This is a genomic window from Amycolatopsis sp. Hca4 (assembly GCF_013364075.1).
GTDB lineage: Bacteria > Actinomycetota > Actinomycetes > Mycobacteriales > Pseudonocardiaceae > Amycolatopsis.
The window spans coordinates 7,626,152-7,649,165 of the sequence record NZ_CP054925.1 but is presented as its reverse complement, the minus strand read 5'-3'; the positions used below and the strand labels follow the sequence as shown (position 1 = coordinate 7,649,165).

Annotated in this window: 21 protein-coding genes and 1 pseudogene; 8 read left to right on the top strand and 14 right to left on the bottom strand. The window is 71.0% G+C overall.

The window, feature by feature from the left end:
* Positions 1–63 precede the first annotated feature (63 nt).
* On the top strand, positions 64–540 hold the full coding sequence (gene ybaK / locus HUT10_RS34625; RefSeq protein WP_176175028.1) for a Cys-tRNA(Pro) deacylase: 477 nt from the start codon (positions 64–66) through the stop codon (positions 538–540).
* Positions 541–898: 358 nt separating this feature from the next.
* On the opposite strand, the pseudogene HUT10_RS34620 reads toward ybaK, so the two are convergent.
* From HUT10_RS34620 to HUT10_RS34610, 3 genes and pseudogenes are all read right to left on the bottom strand, one after another.
* Positions 899–1,066 (bottom strand): annotated as a pseudogene (locus HUT10_RS34620) (IS110 family transposase); the annotation flags it as partial.
* A 60-nt stretch (positions 1,067–1,126) separates the two neighbouring features.
* Positions 1,127–1,735, bottom strand: coding sequence for an alpha/beta family hydrolase (locus HUT10_RS34615; RefSeq protein ID WP_176175027.1), 609 nt, complete (start codon positions 1,733–1,735; stop codon positions 1,127–1,129).
* On the bottom strand, positions 1,732–2,490 hold the full coding sequence (locus HUT10_RS34610; RefSeq protein ID WP_176175026.1) for an SOS response-associated peptidase: 759 nt from the start codon (positions 2,488–2,490) through the stop codon (positions 1,732–1,734). The genes HUT10_RS34615 and HUT10_RS34610 overlap by 4 nt, the downstream gene beginning before the upstream one ends.
* 106 nt (positions 2,491–2,596) lie before the next feature.
* Between HUT10_RS34610 and rsgA the strand changes: the two genes are divergently transcribed.
* The 4 genes from rsgA to HUT10_RS34590 all read left to right on the top strand — a co-directional run bounded on the left by rsgA (position 2,597) and on the right by HUT10_RS34590 (position 6,343).
* Positions 2,597–3,619, top strand: coding sequence for a ribosome small subunit-dependent GTPase A (gene rsgA / locus HUT10_RS34605; RefSeq protein WP_176175025.1), 1,023 nt, complete (start codon positions 2,597–2,599; stop codon positions 3,617–3,619).
* A gap of 94 nt (positions 3,620–3,713) precedes the next feature.
* A complete protein-coding gene (locus HUT10_RS34600) occupies positions 3,714–4,598 on the top strand; it encodes a hypothetical protein (protein ID WP_176175024.1) in 885 nt (294 codons plus the stop codon).
* 70 nt (positions 4,599–4,668) lie between these two features.
* Entirely contained in the window at positions 4,669–5,412 is a 744-nt protein-coding gene (locus tag HUT10_RS34595) for a hypothetical protein (RefSeq protein WP_176175023.1), read from the top strand.
* A gap of 328 nt (positions 5,413–5,740) precedes the next feature.
* Positions 5,741–6,343 carry a helix-turn-helix domain-containing protein gene (locus tag HUT10_RS34590; protein WP_176175022.1) on the top strand — a complete coding sequence of 201 codons (603 nt, stop codon included), beginning with the start codon at positions 5,741–5,743 and terminating at the stop codon, positions 6,341–6,343.
* Between the two features lie 105 nt (positions 6,344–6,448).
* Here the strand turns inward: HUT10_RS34590 and HUT10_RS34585 are convergent, their stop codons facing one another.
* Both HUT10_RS34585 and HUT10_RS34580 read right to left on the bottom strand, forming a co-directional pair.
* Positions 6,449–6,940 carry a hypothetical protein gene (locus tag HUT10_RS34585; RefSeq protein WP_176175021.1) on the bottom strand — a complete coding sequence of 164 codons (492 nt, stop codon included), beginning with the start codon at positions 6,938–6,940 and terminating at the stop codon, positions 6,449–6,451.
* A complete protein-coding gene (locus HUT10_RS34580; RefSeq protein ID WP_176175020.1) occupies positions 6,937–8,343 on the bottom strand; it encodes a wax ester/triacylglycerol synthase family O-acyltransferase in 1,407 nt (468 codons plus the stop codon). The genes HUT10_RS34585 and HUT10_RS34580 overlap by 4 nt, the downstream gene beginning before the upstream one ends.
* A gap of 34 nt (positions 8,344–8,377) precedes the next feature.
* Between HUT10_RS34580 and HUT10_RS34575 the strand changes: the two genes are divergently transcribed.
* Positions 8,378–9,139 (top strand): RNA methyltransferase, encoded by a 762-nt coding sequence (locus HUT10_RS34575; RefSeq protein ID WP_176175019.1) that lies wholly within the window; start codon positions 8,378–8,380, stop codon positions 9,137–9,139.
* A gap of 3 nt (positions 9,140–9,142) precedes the next feature.
* Here HUT10_RS34575 and HUT10_RS34570 read toward each other — a convergent pair whose 3' ends face one another.
* Positions 9,143–9,517, bottom strand: a complete 375-nt coding sequence (locus tag HUT10_RS34570; protein ID WP_176178168.1) for an HAD-IA family hydrolase — start codon at positions 9,515–9,517, stop codon at positions 9,143–9,145.
* A gap of 185 nt (positions 9,518–9,702) precedes the next feature.
* Here HUT10_RS34570 and HUT10_RS51925 point away from each other — a divergent pair, with 185 nt between their 5' ends.
* On the top strand, positions 9,703–10,155 hold the full coding sequence (locus HUT10_RS51925; RefSeq protein WP_303246993.1) for an Rv3235 family protein: 453 nt from the start codon (positions 9,703–9,705) through the stop codon (positions 10,153–10,155).
* A 204-nt stretch (positions 10,156–10,359) separates the two neighbouring features.
* On the opposite strand, the gene HUT10_RS34560 is transcribed toward HUT10_RS51925, so the two are convergent.
* The 8 genes from HUT10_RS34560 to HUT10_RS34525 all read right to left on the bottom strand — a co-directional run bounded on the left by HUT10_RS34560 (position 10,360) and on the right by HUT10_RS34525 (position 21,946).
* Positions 10,360–11,571, bottom strand: a complete 1,212-nt coding sequence (locus HUT10_RS34560; protein ID WP_176175018.1) for a cytochrome P450 — start codon at positions 11,569–11,571, stop codon at positions 10,360–10,362.
* A 68-nt stretch (positions 11,572–11,639) separates the two neighbouring features.
* Positions 11,640–14,525, bottom strand: coding sequence for a preprotein translocase subunit SecA (gene secA, locus HUT10_RS34555; protein ID WP_176175017.1), 2,886 nt, complete (start codon positions 14,523–14,525; stop codon positions 11,640–11,642).
* Positions 14,526–14,823: 298 nt separating this feature from the next.
* Positions 14,824–15,504, bottom strand: coding sequence for a ribosome-associated translation inhibitor RaiA (raiA, locus tag HUT10_RS34550; RefSeq protein ID WP_176175016.1), 681 nt, complete (start codon positions 15,502–15,504; stop codon positions 14,824–14,826).
* Between the two features lie 738 nt (positions 15,505–16,242).
* A complete protein-coding gene (locus HUT10_RS51345; RefSeq protein ID WP_254897147.1) occupies positions 16,243–16,722 on the bottom strand; it encodes a hypothetical protein in 480 nt (159 codons plus the stop codon).
* A 614-nt stretch (positions 16,723–17,336) separates the two neighbouring features.
* A complete protein-coding gene (locus tag HUT10_RS34540; RefSeq protein ID WP_176175014.1) occupies positions 17,337–19,046 on the bottom strand; it encodes an LpqB family beta-propeller domain-containing protein in 1,710 nt (569 codons plus the stop codon).
* A complete protein-coding gene (gene mtrB, locus HUT10_RS34535; RefSeq protein ID WP_176175013.1) occupies positions 19,043–20,767 on the bottom strand; it encodes an MtrAB system histidine kinase MtrB in 1,725 nt (574 codons plus the stop codon). The genes HUT10_RS34540 and mtrB overlap by 4 nt, the downstream gene beginning before the upstream one ends.
* Before the next feature lie 7 nt (positions 20,768–20,774).
* Positions 20,775–21,452: an MtrAB system response regulator MtrA gene (mtrA, locus tag HUT10_RS34530; protein WP_005150760.1), complete on the bottom strand. Its 678-nt coding sequence runs from the start codon at positions 21,450–21,452 to the stop codon at positions 20,775–20,777.
* A gap of 179 nt (positions 21,453–21,631) precedes the next feature.
* Entirely contained in the window at positions 21,632–21,946 is a 315-nt protein-coding gene (locus tag HUT10_RS34525; protein ID WP_176175012.1) for a bifunctional 3-phenylpropionate/cinnamic acid dioxygenase ferredoxin subunit, read from the bottom strand.
* 164 nt (positions 21,947–22,110) lie between these two features.
* Here HUT10_RS34525 and HUT10_RS34520 point away from each other — a divergent pair, with 164 nt between their 5' ends.
* Positions 22,111–22,896 (top strand): IclR family transcriptional regulator, encoded by a 786-nt coding sequence (locus HUT10_RS34520; RefSeq protein ID WP_176175011.1) that lies wholly within the window; start codon positions 22,111–22,113, stop codon positions 22,894–22,896.
* The last annotated feature ends 118 nt before the right edge of the window (positions 22,897–23,014 follow it).

The following is a 23,014-nucleotide window of genomic DNA, read 5'->3' as shown; positions in this document are numbered from 1 at the left end:
GAGCGTTGTTGTCACGTCCGGTACAACCGATCGGGGTGATCGCGCATTCCCTAGACTTCCGCCATGGCTGGCAAGGGCACCCCGGCGACGGCGTTGCTGTCGAAGCAGAAAGTCGCGCACACGCTGCACGCTTACGACCACGACCCGCGCGCGGAGTCCTACGGGCTGGAAGCCGTCGAAGCCCTGGGCCTGGACCGGGCGCGGGTGTTCAAGACACTGGTCGCCGAGGTCGACGGCAAGCTGACGGTGGGTGTGGTGCCGGTCACCGGCCAGCTGGACCTGAAGGCCCTGGCGGCCGCGGCGGGCGGCAAGAAGGCGAAAATGGCCGACCCGGCGGCCGCCCAGCGGGCGACGGGCTACGTGCTGGGCGGGATTTCGCCGCTGGGGCACCGCAGCCGGCTACCGGTGGTGATCGACGAGACGGCGTCGAAGTTCGAAACGGTGTTCTGCTCGGCCGGGCGGCGGGGGTTGGAAGTGGAGCTGGCGCCGGAGGAGCTGATCCGGCTCACCGGTGCCGTGGTGGCGCCGATCGCGGCCTGAGCTGCGGATAGGTGTCCACCGAACGCACCGGTCACGACTGACTACCCGCGCGCGGCGGCCCGACAGGAGGCCACCGCGGTGATCCGGTGCCCCATCGGTGTGAGCAGGACGCTGGAGCATGACCGGAACACCCACCCAGACCTCCCCGCCCACCCCGATACGAAGCCAAAACACGGACGGTGGTGCCGGGTCAAGGCATCTTTCCCGCCTTGACGCGGCACCACCGTCCGTAGTCACAATCAGGCTTCGGGGTGGAAGGTGGAACCACAGACCTCACCGCAGCCCCCGCCCTGTCCCGGAGGGCGTCCCTATGTGGTTGTCAAGCCGCAGCGGGGGGCCGGAGCTGGTTCGGGGGGTACTAGGTGCCGTTGCGCAGCATCGCGTAGAGCACGTCGCAGCGGCGCCGGGCCAGGCAGATCAGTGCAGCCTTGTGCTTCTTGCCCTCAGCTCGTTTGCGGTCGTAGTAAGCCCGGCTGGTCGGATCCGACAGATCGGCGAACGCGGCGAGGAAGAATGCGTGTTTGAGCAGGGGCGCAAAACCGGCCCGGCGGCAAATCTGTGGACAACCGACCCCGTTGTGGACAACTCAGGCCAGCGGCCGCAGCACCCGCGAAAGCCACTCCGTCGCCGCCCGCGAGACCGTCTCCAGGTCCTTGCCCAGGCTGTGGTCCCCGTCCACCAGCACCAGCTCCTGGTGCGGCCCCGGCTTCGGCCGCCCGAACGGATCCCGCTCCCCCTGGATCACCAACGTCGGCACCTCGACCGCGTCGAACTCCGGCTGACGCGTCTTCTCCGGCCGCCCCGGTGGGTGCTCCGGGAACGCCAGGCAGAGCACCGCCACCGCCTGCCCGGCCGATGCCGTCCGGCAGGCCACGCGCGCGCCCGACGAACGGCCGCCGAACACGAACGGCAGGCCGTCGAAGCGCTCCGACAGCTCGTCCGCCACCGTCAGCCACGCCGTGTCCAGCTGGTTCGCCGGGGCCGGTGCGCGGCGGCCCGCCACCTTGTACGGCTGCTCGACCAGCGCCACGTGCACGCCCGCGTCCCGGGCCGCGCGCGTCACCGCGACCAGGTCCTTCGCGCCCAGGCCGCCGCCCGCGCCGTGGCCGAGCATCAGCACCGCGTCGCCCTCTTCGGCGCAGTGCAGGTACACCCGCGCCGGGCCGTAGGCGGTCTCGATCGGGACGGCCGTCATGACTTCGGCGCGTCGAACAGGGCGCTCTCCTGCGCCGGGTCGACCCGCTCCAGCAGCTCGGGCCCGTTGTTGCGGACGTTGTTCACCCGCGTCGAGACCGGCCGCAGCTCCAGCGACGCCACGATGTCCTCCGGCGTCGGCACCAGCAGGTCGGTGACGTCTTCGCGGTCCGGGTCCAGCCAGCCGTCCCAGTGGTCGCGCGGCACGATCAGCGGCATCCGGTGGTGGACGTCGGTGAGCTGGCCCGCCGCGTCGGTCGTGATGATCGAGAACGTGATCAGCGGCGACGCCTTGTCGTCGTCCTTCGGCCGCCAGCTCTCCCAGATGCCGCCGAACGCGAGCGACGAGCCGTCCGGCTCCGTCATGTAGAACGGCTCCTTCTCCTTGCCCGTGCGGCGCCACTCGAACCAGCCGTCGGCGGGCACCAGGCAGCGGCGCGACACCAGCGCGCGGCGGAAAGCGGGCTTTTCGGCGGCCGTCTCGGCGCGCGTGTTGATCATCCGCGAGCCGACCGACGGGTCCTTGGCCCAGAACGGCACCAGGCCCCACTTCATCATCCGCAGCGAGCGCTCGGCGGGCTCGTCCTCGAGGACCTGGCCGTCTTCGTCACGCGGGTGGCGCTGGACGACCGTGACGACGTTCTTCGTCGGCGCCACGTTGTGGTCCGCCCGCGCGTGGCCCTCGGTGAGGTCGATCGCGTCGAACTCCTCGATCAGCTTCGCCGGGTCCTTGGTAGCGGCGTAGCGGCCGCACATGAGCGCCTCCTCGTACCGGATGAGCCATCGTTACACGCTGGCCAGGGCCGTGGCGAGCGACGTGGGATCATTCGGGTGGGCACCGGCACACGAGAGGACGACGGGTTTGGCGCGCAACGACTGGAGCAAGCTGGACGAGTCCGACGTCCGCGTGCGTCCGGGCAAGGGCAGCCGGCCCCGCAGCAAGCGCCGCCCCGAGCACGCCGACGCCGTCACGGCCATGGTCATCGGCAAGGACCGCGGCCGCTGGACCTGCGCGATCGACGCCGATCCGGCCCGGGTGGTCACCGCGATGCGGGCCCGCGAGATGGGCCGCACCCCGGTGGTCGTCGGCGACCGCGTCGGCATCGTCGGGGACGTCTCCGGCAAGCCGGACACGCTCGCCCGGATCGTCCGGGTCGACGAGCGCACCAGCTCGCTGCTGCGCACGGCCGACGACACGGACCCCTACGAGCGGCTGGTCGTCGCGAACGCCGAGCGCCTGCTGATCGTCACCGCGCTGGCCGACCCGCCGCCGCGCACCGGGTTCATCGACCGCTGCCTGGTCGCCTGCTACGCGGGTGGCGTCGAGCCGGTCCTCTGCCTGACGAAGGCCGACCTGGCCAGCCCGGACGAGCTCCTGGCCGGCTACGCGGGCCTGGACGTCCCGGCCATCGTCACCCGCTTCGACGAGGAGCCCGAAGGTCTCGCGGAGATGCTGAAGGACCGGGTGACGGCGCTGGTCGGCCACTCCGGTGTCGGCAAGTCGACATTGGTCAACCGCCTGGTGCCGGACGCCGAGCTGGCCACCGGCGTGGTGAGCGCGGTCGGCAAGGGGCGGCACACCTCCGTCGCGGCCGTGGCGCTGCCCCTGCCGGACGGCGGCTGGGTGATCGACACGCCGGGCGTGCGGTCGTTCGGGCTGGCCCACGTCACCGCGGACGACATCGTCGACGCCTTCGAGGAGTTCGCGGAGGCGGCCGAGGAGTGCCCGTCGGGCTGCGGCCACCTCGGCCCGCCCGAGGACCCGGACTGCGCGCTCGACGACGTCGTGACCGAGGGGAAGGCGAGCCCCGAACGGCTCGCTTCGCTGCGGCGCCTGCTGGCCTCGCGCGGCGGCCACGAAGTGACGCGCACCACCGAGCCGTGAGGCACGCGGGAACCGATCGCCGACCGTCACCGTCCCATCGGTAGCCTTCGCCCGTTCGGGCGATATCCCGAGCTCCGATCCTGAGGGGACCACAATGCGCAAGACCACCCTGGTCGCGGCGGGCGCCGCGCTGGTGCTCACGCTGACCGCGTGCAGCGGCGGCTCCACGACCGGCACCGCCGAGCCGGCCGCCGCGGGCGGGCAGAGCCAGACCGACGGCCTCGCCTCGCCCTTCACCGACGCGATCAAGCTGGCGTCGGAGGCGAAGCAGGGCACCGAGAAGTCGAAGTCGGCGAAGTTCACCATGGAGGGCTCGGCCGCCGGCCAGACCCTGACCGCCTCCGGCGCGATGGCGTTCGACGGCGCGAACACGAAGTTCTCGATGACCAGCACCGCGGCCGGCCAGACCACCGAGATGCGCATGGTCGACAAGGTCATGTACATCAAGCTGCCCGCCGAACAGCAGCAGCAGATGGGCACGGACAAGTCGTGGGCCAAGATCTCGGCCGACGGCACCGACCCGCTGTCGCAGGCACTGGGCGGCGCGCTGTCGAAGTCGGCGGAGCAGAGCGACCCGGGCAAGATGCTCGAGCAGATCTCGAAGACGGGCCGGATCGTCTCGTCCGACCAGACCGAGCTGAACGGCCAGAAGGTCAACCACTACGTGGTCGAGCTCGACGTCGCCAAGGCGATCGACCAGTTCACCGACCAGGTCCCGGCCGCCGCGCGCGACCAGCTCACCGAGAAGCTCAAGGGCAAGGACCTGAAGCTCCCGGCCGAGCTGTGGCTCGACAAGAACAACCTGCCGGTGCAGGTCACCATGGACCAGGGCCCGATGATGCAGGCGCTGGGCGCGCCGGCCGGCGAGTCGAAGTTCACGATGAAGTACAGCGACTGGGGCACCCAGGTCGACGTGGCGGCCCCGCCGGCCGACCAGGTCGTCGACCTCGGCGAGCTGATGAAGAAGGCCGGTCGCTGACCGCACGACGCTGAGTAGCAGCGGCTCCCCCGAACGAGGTCGGGGGAGCCGCTGTGTTTTTGTTGGCGCCATGCGCAAAGCCGCTGTGCTGCTGCTGTTCGCCCTGTTGGCCGGTTGTTCCGACCCCCCGCGCCGTCCGTCGTTCGACGACGCCCGGGCACTGGCGGACGCGGCGACGACGGCCACGACGAACGGCGGCTCGGCGAAGTTCGGCACGGACGTCGCGGTGGGCGCGGTCCGCTCGAAGGGCCAGGGCCAGGCCCGCTTCGGCGCCGGCGGAACGGCCCAGGTGATGACGACGGACCTGCTCGGCGAGCCGCTGGAGCTGCGGCAGGTGGCGGGCAAACTGTACGCGAAGGTGCCGGAGGGTTCCCGCGACGAGGCGGGCAAGCCGTGGGTGGTGGTCGCGGCGGACGGAACGGACCCGTTTTCCCAGATCGCCGGAGGCAGCTTGACCCAGCTGGCGGCCCAGAACGACCCGGCACACACACTGCGCGAGATCCGGACGGCCGGAACGATAGTGGCGGCCGAGCGGGGCCAACTGGACGGCGCGGCGGCGGAGCACTACCGCGTCGAGCTCGATTTGGCGCGGTTGGGGACGGACCTGCCGGCGGGGTTGCCCGCGGACGCGGCGGGTCAGGTGGGCGGGAAGTTCCCGGTGGAGCTGTGGCTGGATGAGACGCACCGGCCGGTGCAGATCGTGCTGGACTTGTCGCCGATCCTGCCGGGGTCGGAGGCGAGGATCACGACGCGGTATTCGGCGTGGGGGAAGCCGGTGGAGGTCCAGCCACCACCGGCGGGTGAGGTGGGCTAGGCGCGGTTTCGTGCGCGGCTCGTGCGGGTTCCGGTCTGGCCTGGGTGCCGGTGATCGGAACGACGGGGTATGGGCTCGGCTGCCAGGGCCGCGGGCTGTGCGTTCGAGCTGTCCGGCGGCACTCCGCTGCTCACCGCGGAGCTGCTGCGGCTCCCCCCAGCCGAACACTTTGCAGCCTGCCCCTCAGCCCCAAGAACATCCTCCGCCACACGGCGGTTTCTAGCGGTCGTTGCAACACCCGAGTGTTCGGAAGTTGCGGATGTCCGGACGAGATCGGGACCGGGCCCCGCGGGATGTGGTCAGGGGTCCAGGTCGGCGTGGTAGGCCGTTGGTCGAGGAGCGGGTCGCCTACTCTGCGCTGGTGGGTGCAGGGGTTGGCAGTCGGGAAGCTGCTCGGCGGGTCGGGGTCAACTATCGGACGGCGAAACAGTGGCGCGCCGCAGCCGCGGCCGCTTCTGCGGCAGTGGCTGCGGCGCCGCGGGTGGTGTCGCCGCGGTTTCTGAGCCTGGCCGAGCGGGTCGTGATCGCTGACCGGGTCCGCGAGCCCGGGGTGTCGCTGCGGGCGATCGCGGCCGAGCTGGGCCGGCCGGTGTCGACGATCACCCGGGAGCTGGCCCGCAACCAGCACCCCGACTGCACCTACCAGCCGCACACGGCGCATGAGCGGGCCACGGCCCGGCGGGCCCGGCCGAAGGTCGGCAAGCTGGCCGCGGATCCGGTGTTGCGGCGGTCGTGCAGGATGGGCTGGATGTCCGGTGGAGCCCCGCAGCCGCATACCCGTCCGGATCAACTCAGGCCGCGGATGGCCACCCCGATGGTGGCCGAACTCAACGACCGGTCCCGGATGACCCTCGACTGGGACAGCCCCGCCGAACGCATGACACAGTCACTCAACACCCACAACCAGCAGCAGTGTTGCAACGACCGCTAGAAACCGTCCACCCTGGGGGCGGTCCCAAGTGCAGTCTACCGCCCACCCCCGACAAAACCGCAGCTCAAGCCCACCTGTCCACAGGCGACCCCACCTGGGGACAACTCACAACAACTCCAGCAGGAACGGCAGCTCCTGCGGCGCATACCAAGCCAGCTCGTGATCCTCGGCATCGCCCAAAGTGAACTCCGCGTCCGGGTCCCCCAGGTCCGCCGCGTCGATCACCGCCGCCGCTGCCGCCACTGCCTCTGCGGCCTCCGGGGCGTCCACGTGGATCGCCGCCACCGCGGACATCGGGATCGGGCCGCCGATGCGGACCACCGGGGCGTCCAGGTCCGGGCGCAGCGTCACGCCCGACACGTCCGCCGACACCACCACCCGGCGTGGCTCGCCCTTCTCCTCCGCCGCGATCAGGCGCAGCGAGGCCCGGGCCGCGTCCAGCAGGGCCGCGTACTCCAGCTCCTCGTCCGACCCGCTCACGTACGCCTCGCGCAACGCCGGCGTCAGCGCGAACGCCGTTCCGCTGCGGGCGCGGAACTCCCCCGATGACTCGAGGTCGCGAAGCATCGCGATGGTCGCAGGCAGATAGACCCTCACCAGTGCGCACCCTTCAGCTCTTCCAAGGACTCTTCGATCATCCCGGCCACCAGGTCGACGTCGAACGCGGCCTTGCGGTCGCCGTTCAGTCCGAAGTAGACGCCGCCGTGGTAGGACGTCACCCCGATCGCCAGCGCCTGGGTGCGCATCAGCGGCATCACCGGGAACATCTCGACCAGTCTGGCCTCTCCCGCGTACATCGGCACCTGGGGGCCCGGTGAATTGGTCACCATGACGTTGAAGATGCGCCCGGACAGCGAGCCCGCCGCTCGCGCGCCGAGGGAGTGGAGCGTAGCCGGAGCGAAACCGCCCACCTTGAGCAGCCCGCGCGCCGCCACCGAACGGCCCGAGTCGAGGTGCTCGGCCATCGCGTGGCCGATGTGCTGGAGCCGCAGGACCGGGTTCGGCTCGCCGACCGGCAGGTCCACCAGGTACGCCGCCACCTGGTTGCCGACCAGGGCCGGTGTCGAAAACTCGGCCGTTTCGGCGTCGCGGACCGCCAGGGGCACCAGCGCGCGGATCGTCGTGTTCGGCGTCAGCTGGACCTCGCGCGAAAGCAGCCATTCGCGCAGCGCACCCGTGATCGCCGCGAGGACGACATCGTTGACCGTGCCGCCGTGCGCCGCGCGGATCTTGCGGAAGTCCTCCAGCCGCGTGCGCACCACCGAGAACACGCGGCCGCCCGACACCCGGACGTTCAGCGGCCCCGGGGGCGCCGGGCTCACCAGCGTGCGCAACGTCGACGCCACGCCGCCGACGGTTTCGGCGAACTTGCCCGCCACCGCGACCGCGTCGTTCGCCGCCGAGCGGACGTTCTCCACCACCTCGCCCGGCCGCTGGACGCCCTCGCTGATCGCGTCCAGCACCAGCTGGGTGCGGCTCGGTTCGCGGCGCGGCGTCCAGATGTCCTCGAACGGCTCCGGCGCGGCCGGCACCGGGTCGAGGACGATCTGGCCGAGGTCGATCGTCCCGACACCGTCCACAACGGACTGGTGGGTCTTCGTGACGAGCGCCACCCGGTCGCCCGCCAGCCCCTCGATGAAGTACGCCTCCCAGAGCGGCCGCTCCGGCGCCAGCCGCCGCGACATCAGGCGGGCGACCAGGTCGAACAGCTGCTCGTCGCTGCCCGGCTGGGGCAGTGCCGAGCGCCGGACGTGGTAGTTGAGGTCGAAGTCGACGTCGTCCACCCACACCGGGCGCGCCAGGTGCCCCGGCACCTCGAGCACGCGCTGGCGGTACCGCGGCAGGTACGCCAGCCGCCCGCCGATGAGGTCGACCAGCTGCGCGTAGCCGAAGCCGGACCGCGGCCGCTCGAAGATCGCCACGCCGCCGACGTGCATCGGGGTCGCGTGGTCCTCGACGTAGAGGAACGAGGCGTCCAGTGCGGAGAGACGGTCGGGCATGAGCCGATCCTTACACAGTGAAAGACTGCCCGGTGTGGGTGATGACTCGACGATTTCGCCGAAGGACCGCTTCCTGACCGTGTACGGCCGGAAGCCGGTGCTCGAGGCGCTGGCGGACGACGGCCTGCGCGTGGACAAGGTGATCCTCGCCGACACCGCTCGCGGCCCCGGCGCCGCCGAGATCCAGCGCGCGGCGAAGGCCGCCGGCGTGCCGGTGCAGCGCGCCAGCGCCCACCGGGTCAAGGTCCTCGCCGGCAACGGCAAGCAGGACCAGGGCGTGCTCGCCGACGTCGTCGCCCCGCGGATGCGAGCGCTTTCCGCGGCGCTGGCCGACCGGCGGCCGCCGGCGCGGGTGCTGCTGCTGGACGGCATCACCACACCCGCCAACGTCGGCATGATCCTGCGGACGGCGACCGCGGCCGGGCTGGAGGGCGTGATCGTGCCGCGGCGCGGCGTCGCGGCGCTGGACCCGCTGGTGGTCAAGGCTTCGGCCGGGGTGGCGTTCCGCGCTCCGGTGCTGCGGTGCGGCTCGGCGCGCGAGGCGGCGGAGCAGCTCACCGAAGCCGGCTACGGGCTCTACGCGCTGGGCGCGTCGGCGCGCACGACGGTGTTCGACGTCGACCTGCCGCAGCGCGCGGCGTTCGTCCTCGGCGGCGAGACGGCCGGGGTCGGGCCGGAGGTCGGCGAGCTCGTCACCGAGTGGCTGTCGATCCCGATGCCGGGCGAGGTCGAGTCGCTGAACGTCTCGGCGGCCGCCGCGGTAGTGTCGTTCGAGCTGGTCCGCCGCGCGCGCTGACCGCTACCCGGCGGGGAACAGCACGGCGAGCTCGTCGAGCGTTTCGCTGACCGACCGGTGGTGGACGCCGACCATGCCCGCCTGGACGGCGCCGCGGATGTTCGTCGCGGAGTCGTCGACGAACGCGCAGCGCGCGACGGGCAGCCCGAGCCGGTCGGCGGCGATCAGGTAGACGGCCGGGTCCGGTTTGGCCACGCCGACCTCACCGGAAAACACCAGGGCGTCGAAATAGTCGAACATGGTGTTCTTGACCTCGTCCGACGCACCGGGGGCGTTGGACAGCAGCGCGGTGCGGACGCCGCGCTCGCGTGCGGCCGCCAGGTATTCGTAGAACCGGCCGGCGTCGGGATCGGTGAGAACTCCGGCGAAATCGACCAACAGCCCTTTCAGCACCCGGCACACCATAGCCGTGGCGGTGAAGCGTGTCGCGCCGAGTGGTCGGCTTACCGTATCCGCAGTCATGAATCCATGTTTCGGCGATTTTCGCCCGGATCGTGCGATTCCTGGTTCTTTTTCGGCCCGTTCCGGCCTCTAAGCGAAAGCCGAGCCAGGGAGGGCAGGAAATGATCGAGGAACACCGGTTGCGGACACTGGCCGACTGCGAGGTGCCCCGCCGCGCGGACCGTCCACAAGGGGTGACACCGAGGGAGCACGACCGCGCCCGCGGCCCGGAGCCGAGGCAGCCGGAGGCGGGCGAGGTGGGTCACCTGCTGAACATGCTGCTGGAGGCCTACGACGGCCGCCGCCCGGTGGCACAGGTCCGCGCGCTGGTGGCGCCGGAGGTGTACGCGGGATTGAGCGGGCCACGCGGACCGCGGCCACGGCACCGGACGCAGACGATCCACACGTGCACGCCGGCCCCGGAGGTGGTCGAGGCGTGTGCCCGCGTGGAGGCGGACGGCCGGTCGTTCGCGTTGGCGGCGCGGTTCACGCGGACGCCGACGGGGTGGCGGTGCGAGCGGTTCGCGCTGCTGAAGCCGCACCAGCCGGCGAAACCGATCCGGCGGGTGGCGTGACGCGGGAAGGTGGGGGCCGCTCGCCGCCGAGAAAGCGCTGGTGGGCCGGCCCGGGCGCTCGCCACGCTGATGCGAGGCCGGCGGAATCATGCCCCTCTCCGCTATTCGAGGGACCGCGGCTGGCGCGGTCCCTGGAACCGGCGTCGGCGTGGTGGCCGGGCGCTCGAAGCCGCCTACGGCACCGCGGGCGGCAGCACGCTCGTCCTAACTGCCGTTGGTCACCGGCAAGGTCGACAAGCCACGCAAGGTCGTCGTCGGGTTCCAGGCCGGGTCGGCCGCCAGGCTCAGGTCCGGGCGGCGGCGGGCCAGCTCGCGGAACGCGATCCGGGCCTCCAACCGGGCCAGCGGCGCCCCTAGGCAGAAGTGGATCCCCTGGCCGAACGCCAGGTGCCGCCCCGGCTCGCGTGCCGGGTCGAACCTGTCCGGCGACGGTCCCGTTGCCGGGTCGTGGTTGGCCGCTCCGATCAGGACGATCAGCTGGCTGTTCTCCGGTACCTCCAGCCCGGCCAGCGTGGTGTCGCGCAGGGCCGTGCGGGCCGTCAGCTGGACCGGGGAGTCGTAGCGCAGCACCTCCTCCAGCACCCGCGCCGCGTTCTCGCCCTCCGTGCCCAGCGGCTTCAAACCCTCCGGGCCGCTCAGCAACGCCAGGACGCCGTTGCCGATCAGGTTCGTCGTCGTCTCGTGGCCGGCGATCAGCAGGAGCGTCAGCGTCACCAGCAGCTCGCCCTCGCTGAGGACGTCCCCCGCGTCCGAGACCGCCACCAGTGCCGACAACAGGTCCTCGCCCGGCTCGCGGCGCCGCTCGGCCGCCAGCACACGGAAGTACGCCACGAACGACTGGCGGGCCTTGATCGCCGGCTCGGCCGTGCCCGGGTGCTGCAGGAGCGGCGGGTCCAGCGCCCGCGCCATCGCGTGCGACCACTCCGCGAACCGCTCGCGGTCGTCCAGCGGCACGCCGAGCAGTTCCGCGATCACCTCGACCGGCAACGGCTTCGCGAGTGACGTCATGAGGTCGCATTCGACCGGCGCGCGGTCGAGCAACTCCGCCGCGATCTCCTCGATGCGCGGGGTGAGCTGCTCCACCATCCGCGGCGTGAACGCCTTCGCCACCAGCCGGCGCAGGCGGGTGTGGTCCGGCGGGTTCAGCGACAGGAACCCCCGGACCACGCGTCCCGCTTCGTCGACCGGCTGGTCCGGGAGGCGGTCCGCCGGATCCAGGTACTCGGGTTCCGGGTGGCCGAACGCCGGCTCGCGCAGCACCTGCGTGGCCTCCGCGAAGCCGCTGACCACGAACATCCGCTCGGCGACGGCCGCCACCGGATGGCGCTCGCGCCAGCTCCGGTAGTGCGGGTACGGGTCCGGCCGCCGCTCGGCGCCGAACAGCGCGAGGAACTCCTGTGAATCCGCCGATGTCACCCGAAAACCCCCCGTAACCGACACCGGGGCGCGCGGCCTAGCCGCGCGCCCCGGTCTCTACACCCGTGTCAGCGACGCGGGCCCTTCTTGCCCTTCTTGGCGGCGTCACGCTGGGCGGCGCGACGGTCGCGGCGCGTCCCGCCGGCGCCACCGCCCGCGGCCTGCGGCCCGCCCTCCGAGTGGGACTCGACCTCGCCGTCCTCGCCCGGGCCGGACAGCATCATGCCCGACTGCGGGCTACCGCCGCCGAGGCCCTTGCCGCGCAGCGCGGCCGGAACGGACTCGGAGTCGGTCGTCGGCGGCTGCGGCGGCGCCGGCCGCGCGTGACGGCCTTCGGTCGCCTGGCCGTTGCCGGCCGGGACACCCGTCGGCAGCGCCGCGGCCTCCTCCGCCGGCGGGGCCTCGGCCCGCTCGACCTGCAGGTTGAACAGGAAGCCGACGGCCTCCTCCTTCAGCGAGTCGAGCATCGCGCGGAACATGTCGAAGCCCTCGCGCTGGTACTCGATCAGCGGGTCGCGCTGCGCGAGCGCCCGCATGCCGATGCCCTGCTTGAGGTAGTCCATCTCGTAGAGGTGCTCGCGCCACTTCCGGTCGAGGACCGTCAGCATCACCTGGTGTTCCAGGGTCCGCATGCCCTCCGGGCCGACGAGCGCGTTGATCTCCGCCTCGCGCTGGTCGTAGGCGCGGCGGGCGTCCGCGAGCAGCGCTTCGCGCAGGCCCTCGGCGTCGAGGTCCCCGTCCTCCATCAGCTCGTCCCAGGTCACGCTGACCGGGTAGAGCTGCTTCAACGCCGACCACAGCTTCTCGTGGTCCCAGTCCTCGGCGTAGCCGTTGGCCGTCGCACCGTCCACATAGGCGTTGACGACGTCCTGGAGCATGCCCTCGATCTGGTCGCGCAGGTTCTCGCCGGCCAGGACGCGGTGGCGCTCGGCGTAGATCACCTTGCGCTGCTCGTTCATGACCTCGTCGTACTTGAGGACGTCCTTGCGCTGCTCCATGTTGATCTGCTCGACCTGGGTCTGCGCGCTCTTGATGGCCTTGGAGACCATCTTGTGCTCGATCGGCACGTCGTCGGGCAGCCGCATGGTCGTCATGACGCGCTCGACCATGGTCGCGTTGAAGCGGCGCATGAGCTCGTCACCGAGCGAGAGGTAGAAGCGGGACTCGCCCGGGTCGCCCTGACGGCCGGACCGGCCGCGGAGCTGGTTGTCGATGCGGCGCGATTCGTGCCGCTCGGTGCCCAGGACATAGAGCCCGCCGGCCTCGCGGACCTCTTCGGCCTCGGCCTTCGACTCCGCCTTGACCTGCTCGAGGACCTCGGGCCACGCGGCCTCGTACTCCTCGGAGTGCTCGACCGGGTCCAGGCCGCGCTCGCGCAGCACCTGGTCGGCGATCAGGTCGGGGTTGCCGCCGAGCACGATGTCGGTACCGCGGCCGGCCATGTTCGTGGCGACCGTGACGGCACCCTTCTGACCCGCGCGCGCGACGATCAGCGCCTCGCGGTCGTGGTGCTTCGCGTTCAGCACCTCGTGCGGGACGCTCAGCTTCACCAGCAGCTTCGACAGGTGCTCGGACTTCTCGACGCTCGTGGTGCCGACGAGGACCGGCTGGCCCTTCTCGTGCCGCTCGGCGATGTCCTCGGCGACCGCCTCGAACTTGGCCTGCTCGGTCTTGTAGATCAGGTCCGGCTGGTCCTGGCGGATCATCGGCCGGTTCGTCGGGATCGGCACCACACCCAGCTTGTAGGTCTGGTGGAACTCCGCGGCCTCGGTCTCGGCCGTACCGGTCATGCCGGACAGCTTCTCGTAGAGGCGGAAGTAGTTCTGCAGCGTGATCGTGGCGAGCGTCTGGTTCTCGGCCTTGATCTCGACCTTTTCCTTGGCCTCGATCGCCTGGTGCATGCCCTCGTTGTAGCGGCGGCCGACCAGGATGCGCCCGGTGAACTCGTCGACGATCATGACTTCGCCGTTGCGGACGATGTAGTCCTTGTCGCGGTGGAAGAGTTCCTTCACCTTGAGCGCGTTGTTCAGGTACCCGACCAGCGGGGTGTTCGCGGCCTCGTAGAGGTTCTCGATGCCGAGCTGGTCCTCGACGAACCGGACGCCCTTCTCCGTGACGGCGACGGTGCGCTTCCGGACGTCGACCTCGTAGTGGTACTTCGAGTTGATCAGGTTCGTCTTCTCGACGCGCTCGCGCGACCCCATCGTGGTGGTGTCGATGCCGTTCATCAGCGGGGCGAGCCGCGCGAACTCGACGTACCAGCGCGACGACTGGTCCGCCGGGCCGGAGATGATCAGCGGCGTCCTGGCCTCGTCGATGAGGATCGAGTCCACCTCGTCGACGATGGCGAAGTTGTGCCCGCGCTGCACGCAGTCGTCGAGGCTCCACGCCATGTTGTCGCGCAGGTAGTCGAAGCCGAACTCGTTGTTCGTGCCGTAGGTGATGTCGGCGTTGTACTGGGAGCGCCGCACGTCCGGCTGCTGCTCCGAGAGGATCACGCCGACCTCGAGGCCGAGGAAGCGGTGGATGCGGCCCATCCACTCCGAGTCGCGCTTGGCCAGGTAGTCGTTCGTCGTGACGACGTGGACGCCCTTGCCGGGGATGGCGTTGAGGTAGGCGGGGAGGACGCAGGTGAGCGTCTTGCCCTCGCCGGTCTTCATCTCGGCGACCTGGCCGAGGTGCAGCGCCGCGCCGCCCATCAGCTGGACGTCGAAGTGGCGCTGGCCCAGCACCCGCTTGGCCGCTTCCCGGACGACCGCGAAGGCCTCCGGCAGCAGGTCGTCGAGGGATTCGCCGTCGCCGTTCCGCTTGCGGAACTCCTCGGTCTTGGCCCGCAGCTCGGCGTCGGTCAGGTCCTTGACGTCGTCTTCGAGGGTGTTGATGTGATCGGCGATGTTGCGCAGCCGCTTCACCATCTTGCCCTCACCCGCGCGGAGCAGGCGGTTCAGCACCATCCGGTCGACCTCACTAGCTGAATATGAGCACGCCCAGGCCGGTCCCGGGCAGGTTCTCCCGCGGTGGCGGCCGTGTTCGGCACCACCTTCCCACCCCCATCGTAGGGAACGGGGGCCGCCGTGTGCACACGCCGTACGTCCTGAGAACCTTATTCAGCCGTCGGCCGGCGCGAATGTCACCGCGGGCGGGCGGCCTGCGGTCCGTAGCGCCGACCTAACCAGAATAAGGTTCTGACATGCGGAAGGCCCGCACGCGAGCACGTGCGGGCCCTCCGTGATGGCCTCCTTCGAGCCCGGCTCAGCCGAGCCGGATCACGCCGTAGTCGAAGCCTTTCCGCCGGTAGACCACGCTGGGCCGGCCCGCGTCGGAGTCGTTGAAGAGGTAGAAGTCGTGGCCGACCAGCTCCATCTCGTAGAGAGCCTGGTCAACCGTCATGGGCTCCGCGGTGTGCTGCTTCTCGCGAACGACGCGGCCGGGCTGGTGACCCAGGTCGTCGTCGGCCCAGCTCTGCTGCTGGGGCAGGCGGATCTCATCGGCACTCGCGAAGCCTTCGGCCTGCGGTTCCGGTGCGTCCAACACCGCGGTACGCGCGGCGGGACTGGCTGCGGCCGGGGATCCACCACCCGGCAGTGCCGAGGTCGCTTCGGCGACCGATTCCGGGCGGCTGCGGCCGTAGTGCACGCGCCTCCGGTCGTGTGTCCTCCGCAGCCGGTTTTCTAGCTTGGTGACTGCGGAATCGAGCGCCGCGTAGAAGTCGGCGGCACACGCTTCGGCGCGTACGGCCGGGCCTCGCCCCTTTCCGGTGATCTCGACGCGCTGGCAGCTCTTGGCCTGGCGCCGGTTGGGTTCGTGGAACAGTTCCACGTCGTACCGGATGACTTTCCTGTCGTAGCGCTCGAGACGGGCCAGCTTTTCGCTGACAAGCGCCCGATAGTGGTCGGGCACCTCCACGTTGCGGCCCTTAACGACGATGTCCATACACGACCTCCCTCGCTGAGATGACTGCGAGCTGTTGTGTTTCAAACACGGCGCCGGTATTGCGGGGACGTGAGCCCGGATCGCGGGCTGAGAAGGAACTCGGAAACGGAGGACGACGTCTCGTTCCGGTGACCGAGCGCGGACTCAGCGCACCTCCGGCGCCAGGGACATGGGCTCGTCACCTCCCTGCCTGCGGGGATTGCTGATTGCGGAGCACGTTAGCTTCCTCACGCCCGTTACAACAGCCCCCGAGCCGGGGGATGTCAGGGGATGAGACTCGGTCACCCCGCGCAGTGATCGCGGAGCAGGCACCACAAAACACCCGCTGGTCGGACGCGGCGCGCTCATCGTGCCTTCACACGGACGGCGCATCGCTGCCTCCTGGTGGACGCCGAGGGTGACGGCCCGACCGCCCGCAGCCGCCACCCCGGTGGAGTGGTGCGGCAGCCGAGTGATCGTGATCGACACCCTCATGCCCGGACAACGGGCGCCGGTTCGCTCGCGTTCCCGCTTGATGTCACTCGTGTAGGTGATGATCGGTTCACCCGGGTGCGCGTGGTGGGTTTTCGTGCTCCTTTTTCCGGCTTGAGCTGGGGCCGGATGGTTTTCGGGACGGTCCGGTTGATGTTTGTTCCGGGTGAGGTGCGGAACCGGTACCGAGTTTCTTTCGGCTGCGGGGTCGGGCGGAAAGGTCCACAGTGGTTCCCATGGGTCGTTCCTTCGAGCACCGTGGCCGGGTCAGCCGGCTGCCAGGAGGGTCAGGACGGCGGAGACGGTGACCCCGGCCGCGGTCAGTACCCGCGTGCAGGCGGCCGCGGTGGCTCCGGTGGTGATCACGTCGTCGAGGACCACGACGGCGTAGCCCGGAGGCGGGCGGCCGGCTTCGCGGAATTTCAGGCGGCCGGACAGGTTGGCCTTGCGCTGTTCGTGCGTGAGGCCGACTGCGTCACGGGCTGATCCGGCCAGTTGCAGGGCCGGGGCGACGGCGGTGGGGATGCCGCGCGCGGTGAGGACGGCGGCGGCTGCGTCGGCCAGGCGCTCGACGTGGGGGCCGCCGCGGACTCGCGCCGCTGAGGGACGGCTCGGCGCCGGGACCAGGCAGAGCGCTCGGGTCGGGGGTCGCGCTTCGGCGGCTTGCGGTGGGGTGCGGCCACTCCCGAGGCGCGGCTGTGCGGCAAGGGCGCCGGCCTGCCTGGCTGAAGCTCGCCGTGATGGCACCGGAACTTCCGGCGAATCGCCGACCGGCCGATCCGGAAGCCGCACTGGCCCAGCACCAATCGGCTGCGCCGGAACCCCCGGCGGGTCAGCCGGACCGCCGACCAGCCGATCCGGAAGCCGGCTCGGCCCGGCACCTCTCGGCACCGCAGGCGTACCCCCAGTCCGGGCGCCACTCAGCTCAGCCGGAACCCCGCCTGCCTCAGCCCGATCGCCGCCCGGGCCCGGCCCAGCCGAGACCGGCCCAGGCCGACCTCCCCCAGGTACCCCCACCTCCAGCGGCAACTCCGCCAAGGCCTCCGCCAGCACCCGCCCCAGCGAAGCCGCCAGGTCCCGCCGCCCCCGCTCCTTGTACGCGATCAGCAGCTTCCGACCCACACCGCGATACCGGCCCAGCGCGAACACCCGCACCAACCCCGCCGTCGGCCCGCGCACCACCTCCCGGGCCGCGCCCCACACCCCCTCGCACCGGGCACAGCAGGGCTCGCCCCGGGCTCCGCACGCGGCGCAGCGGCTGGGGAGCAGCAGATCGATCAGTCTCTTCAGCACACGGCCAGTGTCACGACCGGCACCGACAGTTTCGGCCCCGAAGCCGTCACCCACAGGCGTGAAAAAGATCAGCCCGGGTAGAAGGGATCCGCGTCCTTCATCGTGTGGCTCTGCGGGCGCCAGACCTCACCCAGCACCGAGGCCGTCCACAGCCCGTTCGCGTCCGCCACCACGATCTGGCGGCCCGGCGCCGCCGTCACGCCGTGGACCGTCGGGGTCAGGTTGCTGCTGTTGAACGCGTCCATGCGCTGGCCGTCCACCGTCACCTTGACCACCGGCTGGGACGGCGACTTCGTCACCGCCACCAGGCTGTCCGGCGCGACCCAGTCCACGTCCACGACGTCCTCGAGGTCGTGCGGCTGCAGGTGCCGGGGCTCGCGCAGGGACACCGAGTCGCCGTTGACGACCACCGAGGCCACCCACAGCTGCCCCTTGATCACCGCCGCCACGCGGGCGCCGTCGCGGGAGAACCTCAGCTCCGTGATGTCGCCCTGCTGGGTCAGGTCCGTGGCGTTGACGCTCAGCGCCGTCCAGTGGCCGTTCTGGTCGAGCACCATCCGGCCCACCGACAGCCCGTCGACCACCGTCCACAGCTCGCCGGTGCCCGGGCGCCACGTCGGGCGGGACAGGGAACTGCCGCCGAGCGTGGTCAGCGCCAGGTCGCGGCCGAGGTCGCCGATGCGCAGGCGGACGCCGCCGCCGCTGCGCTCGACCACCGCCAGCCGCTTGCCGTCGATCGACTGGGCCGCGCTCACCACGTCGTACCCGCCGTTGCCCGCCGGGCCGCCCACCGGGGCGCCGTCGCCGAGGGACCGGACCCGGCCGTCGACCGTCATCAGGCCCAGCAGCTGCGGGCTGATCGACAGCGACGCGCCGTACGCCGGCAGGTCGTTCTGCCGCCAGTCCGGGTGGTTCGGCACGAGCGGGGCGCCGTCGCCGAGGATGCGGATCCGGGCCGACGTGACGTACTGCAGGGACAGCACGATCTGCGCGGCGATCAGGTTCCGGATGTCGTCGGGCACCCCGGAGAGCCCGGTCAGCGGCACCACCAGGGTCCCGTCGTCGAGGCTCTTGACGTTCGTGTCGATCTCGATGGGATCGCCGAGCAGGTTCTTCACCGCGCCGGCCAGGCTCGTCGACGGCCCGTTCACCAGCAGGTCCATCACCCGGCCCGGCAGCCCCGACTGCGGCTTCGCCACGACGTAGCGCCGGTCGGGGACGAAGGTGGCCGACGACTCCGAGTAGAAGCTCACCGGCACCGGCGTGTAGTTCTCGCTGAAGTCGGACTCGGTCGCGTACAGGTCGGCCGGCGGGTCGACGATCCGCCACTGGTTGTTCGCCTGGCGGCGCACCTTCACCTGCAGCAGCGCCGACGTGTAGTCCGGCACGAACGCGCTGCTCTGGTCCAGCGTGCCGATGTCGATCCCGCGCACGTTGACGACCTGCGTGTTCGGGTCCGGTGGCGGCGCGGTGTCGTAGACCGTGCCGAAGGTGTCCTGGATGACCGTCAGGTTGCGGCTCGGCCGCCAGTTCACCCGGCTCTGCTCGTCCAGGTAGGCCCGCGCGGCGGCGTTGTTCTGCCCCGGCTTGAGCGTCGCCCCGACGAAGGCGCGGACCAGCGACAGCGGGTCGATGCCCGGCGGCGGCTCGGGGACGACGTCACCGGGGCTCTGGCCTTGGCGCTCGCCGGGCACCACCTGCGGCTGCGATTCCAGCGGCACGTTCGCGCAGCCCGCGAGCAACGTCAAGCACAACACCAGCAGCAGGAGCCGTTTCACTGACCGATTCCCTCACGTTCCGCGAAGATCGCCTCCGAAGCCGGCGTGACGTCGATGATCCCGAGCGGCACTTCGGCGGCGAACCGGTCCGGCGGCGGCAGGACCAGCGGCGAGTCGCCCGCGGGCACGTCCTGGCGGCGCGGCAGCAGGAGCCGGAAGCAGGCGCCGTTGCCGGGCTCGCCCCAGGCGTCGAGCTCGCCGCCGTGCAGGCGCGCGTCCTCCTGGCTGATCGCCAGGCCCAGCCCGGTGCCGCCGGTGCGCCGGTTGCGCGACGGGTCGGCCCGCCAGAACCGGTTGAACACCAGGTCCGCCTCGCCGGGCCGCAGGCCGACGCCGTGGTCCCGGACCGTGATGGCGACGGCGGTCTCGTTCGCCCCGACCGTCAGCACCACCGGCTTGCCCTCGCTGTGGTCGACGGCGTTGGCGAGCAGGTTGCGCAGGATCCGCTCGACGCGCCGGGCGTCGACCTCGGCGATCACCTCGTCCTCGGGCAGCACCAGCTCGACCGAGCTGCCCGCGTTGCCGGCGATCACCCGCACCTGCTCGACCGCGCGGGTGGCGATCGGGCGGACGTCGATGTATTCGGCGGCCAGCTCCTCGACACCCGCGTCGAGCCTGCTGATCTCCAGCAGGTCGCCGAGCAGCGCCTCGAACCGGTCGAGCTCGTCGACCAGCAGCTCCGTCGACCGCGCGAGACCGGGCGGGAACTGCTCGCGGGAGGCGTGCAGCACGTCGGCGGCCATCCGGACCGTGGTCAGCGGGGTGCGCAGTTCGTGGGAGACGTCGGAGGTGAACCGGCGCTGCAGGCCGCCGAACTCCTCGAGCTGGCGGATCTGGCGCTGGATGCTGGCGGCCATCTCGTTGTAGGACACCGCGAGCTTCGCCAGGTCGTCTTCGCCGAGCACGGCGAGCCGCTGGTCGAGGTCACCGCCGGCGAACTGCTCGGCCGCGGCGGCGGCCTGCCGGACCGGCCGCACCACCTGCCGCGTCACCAGGTTCGTGATGCCGGCCAGCAGGAGCAGCAGCACGAGGCCGCCGACCAGCAGCGTGTTCTGCACGGTCGAAACCGTGTTCTGCTCGGTCGTCAGCGGGAACAGCAAGTACAGCTGCAGCGGGGTGGCCACGGTGCTCAGCGGCGTGCCGACGATCAGGTACGTCGTGCGCCCGCCGCCGGAGTCGGGGACGGTGTGCTCGAGGAAGCTCGTCTGGTCGGCTTCGACGAACTGGCGCAGCCGCGGCGGCACGTTCTCGAACGGGCCCGAGAACGACGGCGCCCCACCGGACTGGTCGCGCCCGCCGCTGGCGAGCACCGGGACGAACGTGCCTGCCGCCGACCCGGCCGCGTCCTGGCTGGCTGGCGTGATCGCGATCTTCTTCAGCGCGTTCTCGAGCCGGTTCGTCAGCGCGTCGCCGTTTTCGGAGCCGAGGCCGACGAGCTCGCCGGCGGCCGTCTCCGCCGCCGCGCGGGTCTGCGCGATCGCCGCCGTGCGCTTGGTGTCCAGCAGCCGTTCGGTGATCTGGTTCTGCAGCACCATGCCCAGCACGAAGACCACGGCCGAGGACAGCGCGAGCGTCGACACGGTGACGCGGAACTGCAGCGAGTGCTTCCACAGCTCGTTGAACGCGACCGCGCGACGGCGCGCGAAAACGACGACACGCCGCACCAGGCGTGCCGTCGAACGCGCGAACGCCGGGATCCGTCTGCCGCTCTCGGACGTCATCGACTCATCACGGCGGGCCGGCCTTGTACCCGACACCGCGAACGGTCAACACCACCTCGGGGTGCTCCGGGTCCTTCTCCACCTTCGACCGCAGGCGCTGGACGTGCACGTTCACCAGCCGGGTGTCGGCCGCGTGGCGGTAGCCCCAGACCTGCTCGAGCAGCACCTCGCGGGTGAACACCTGGCGCGGCTTGCGGGCCAGCGCCACCAGCAGGTCGAACTCCAGCGGGGTCAGCGGGATGGCCTTGCCTTCGCGCGTGACCTCGTGGCCCGGCACGTCGATCGCCAGGTCGCCGATGGTGAGCGATTCCGCCGGCTCGGCCTCGGTGCGGCGCATGCGGGCCCGCACCCGCGCGACCAGCTCCTTCGGCTTGAACGGCTTGACGACGTAGTCGTCGGCGCCGGACTCCAGGCCGAGGACGATGTCGACGGTGTCGCTCTTGGCGGTGAGCATGACGATCGGCACCCCGGACTCGGCGCGGATCGCCTTGCAGACGTCGATCCCGTTCATCCCGGGCAGCATCAGGTCGAGCAGGACGAGGTCCGGCTTCAGCTCGCGCAGCGCGGGCAGCGCGCGTGAGCCGTCGGCGACCACCGCCGTGTCGAACCCCTCCCCACGGAGCACGATGGTGAGCATCTCCGCGAGGGCGGGGTCGTCGTCGACCACGAGAACACGTGCCTTCATGTCCACATATTCGCACTAGTTCCGGCGCCCGCACGCACGACCCGCGTGTTTGACCACCAGAAAGATCAAGATCGCCGCGGCCGCCTGCTCCATCCGGGTGCCGGTACCGGCCGGTTTGGACGGTCCGTGGAGGCCACGCCGGAACCCCGGCACGACCTCCACGGACCTGCGAGGAGAGCTCAGGGAACGGCGGGCACGGGCGCGTCGACGTACACGACGCCGTCAGTGACGACCACGCGGTGCGTCCGCAGCGGTTCCTTCGCCGGCAGGCAGGCCGGCACGCCGGTGCGCAGGTCGAACCGCGCGGCGTGCAGCGGGCATTCGACGAAACAGCCTTCGAGCCAGCCGTCGGCGAGGGAGGCGTCCTGATGCGTGCACGTGTCGTCGACGGCGAGGAAGCCGTCCCCGGTGTGGAACACCGCGATCGGAGCGGGACCGTCGAGGCGGAGGGCCTCCCCTTCGGGCAGGTCGGCGACGGCGCAGGCTCGGATCATCAGGGCCTCCGGGAACGACTGGCGGAATGCCGGGGCGGTACGTGAAGGTTGCGCACTGTGCAGCGGCGTGCCTCTTCCGCAACAATCCGGCTTCGAGGCGGTCCTCGTCAAGAGATTCCCCCACTCAGCCGATCGGGCCGTCGCGAAACGGATACTGTTGCGCCATGCGGAACCAGGACCCGGGCAACGCAACTCAGAGCCAGGTGCAATCGGTCGACCGCGCCATCAGCGTGCTGGAGCTGCTCGCGCGCAACGGCGAAACCGGCATCACCGAGATCGCGGGCGAACTGGGCGTCCACAAGTCGACGGCGTCGCGCCTGCTCAGCGTCCTGGAGACCAGAGGGCTGGTCGAGCAGCTCGGCGAGCGCGGGAAGTACGCCATCGGCTTCGGCGTCGTCCGGCTGGCCGGGGCCGCGACCGGCCGGATGGACCTCGCGAAGCTGGGCCGGGCCACCTGCCTGGCGCTGGCCGAGGAACTGGGCGAGACGGTGAACATCGCCATCGCCGACGACGGCGTCGCCATCAACATCAGCCAGGCCCGTGGCTCGGCCGCGATCACCACCCAGAACTGGACGGGCCAGCGGACCCCGCTGCACGCCACCTCCAGCGGCAAGGTCCTCCTGGCGTACATGGGCGAAGCCGAGCGAAAGCGGGTGCTGAAGCGGAAGCTGGAGCAGTACACCCCGCGCACGACGGTCGAGGCGGACGAGCTGCTGGCCGAGCTGGACCGGGTGGTCGAAGACGGTTACGCGGCCTGCTACGAAGAACTCGAGCTCGGGATGCACGCGGTCGCCGTGCCGATCCACGGCCCCGGCGGGGAAGTCGTCGCCGCGATGAGCGCTTCCGGGCCGTCGTACCGGCTTTCGAAGCAGCGCGTGAAGCAGATCGTGAAGCCGATGACGGAAGCGGCGGATGAGCTTTCCGCACAGCTGGGGTACTTCCGGGACTGAAGGCACCGTTTCGGGTGCTTGACACCGTGTCTCCCCTGACGCACGTTGTTGCCGAAGGCGCAACCGTGCCGAAGGGAGCCGCGACATGGCAGCACGGCTCCGGACGGCCGTGGCGCCC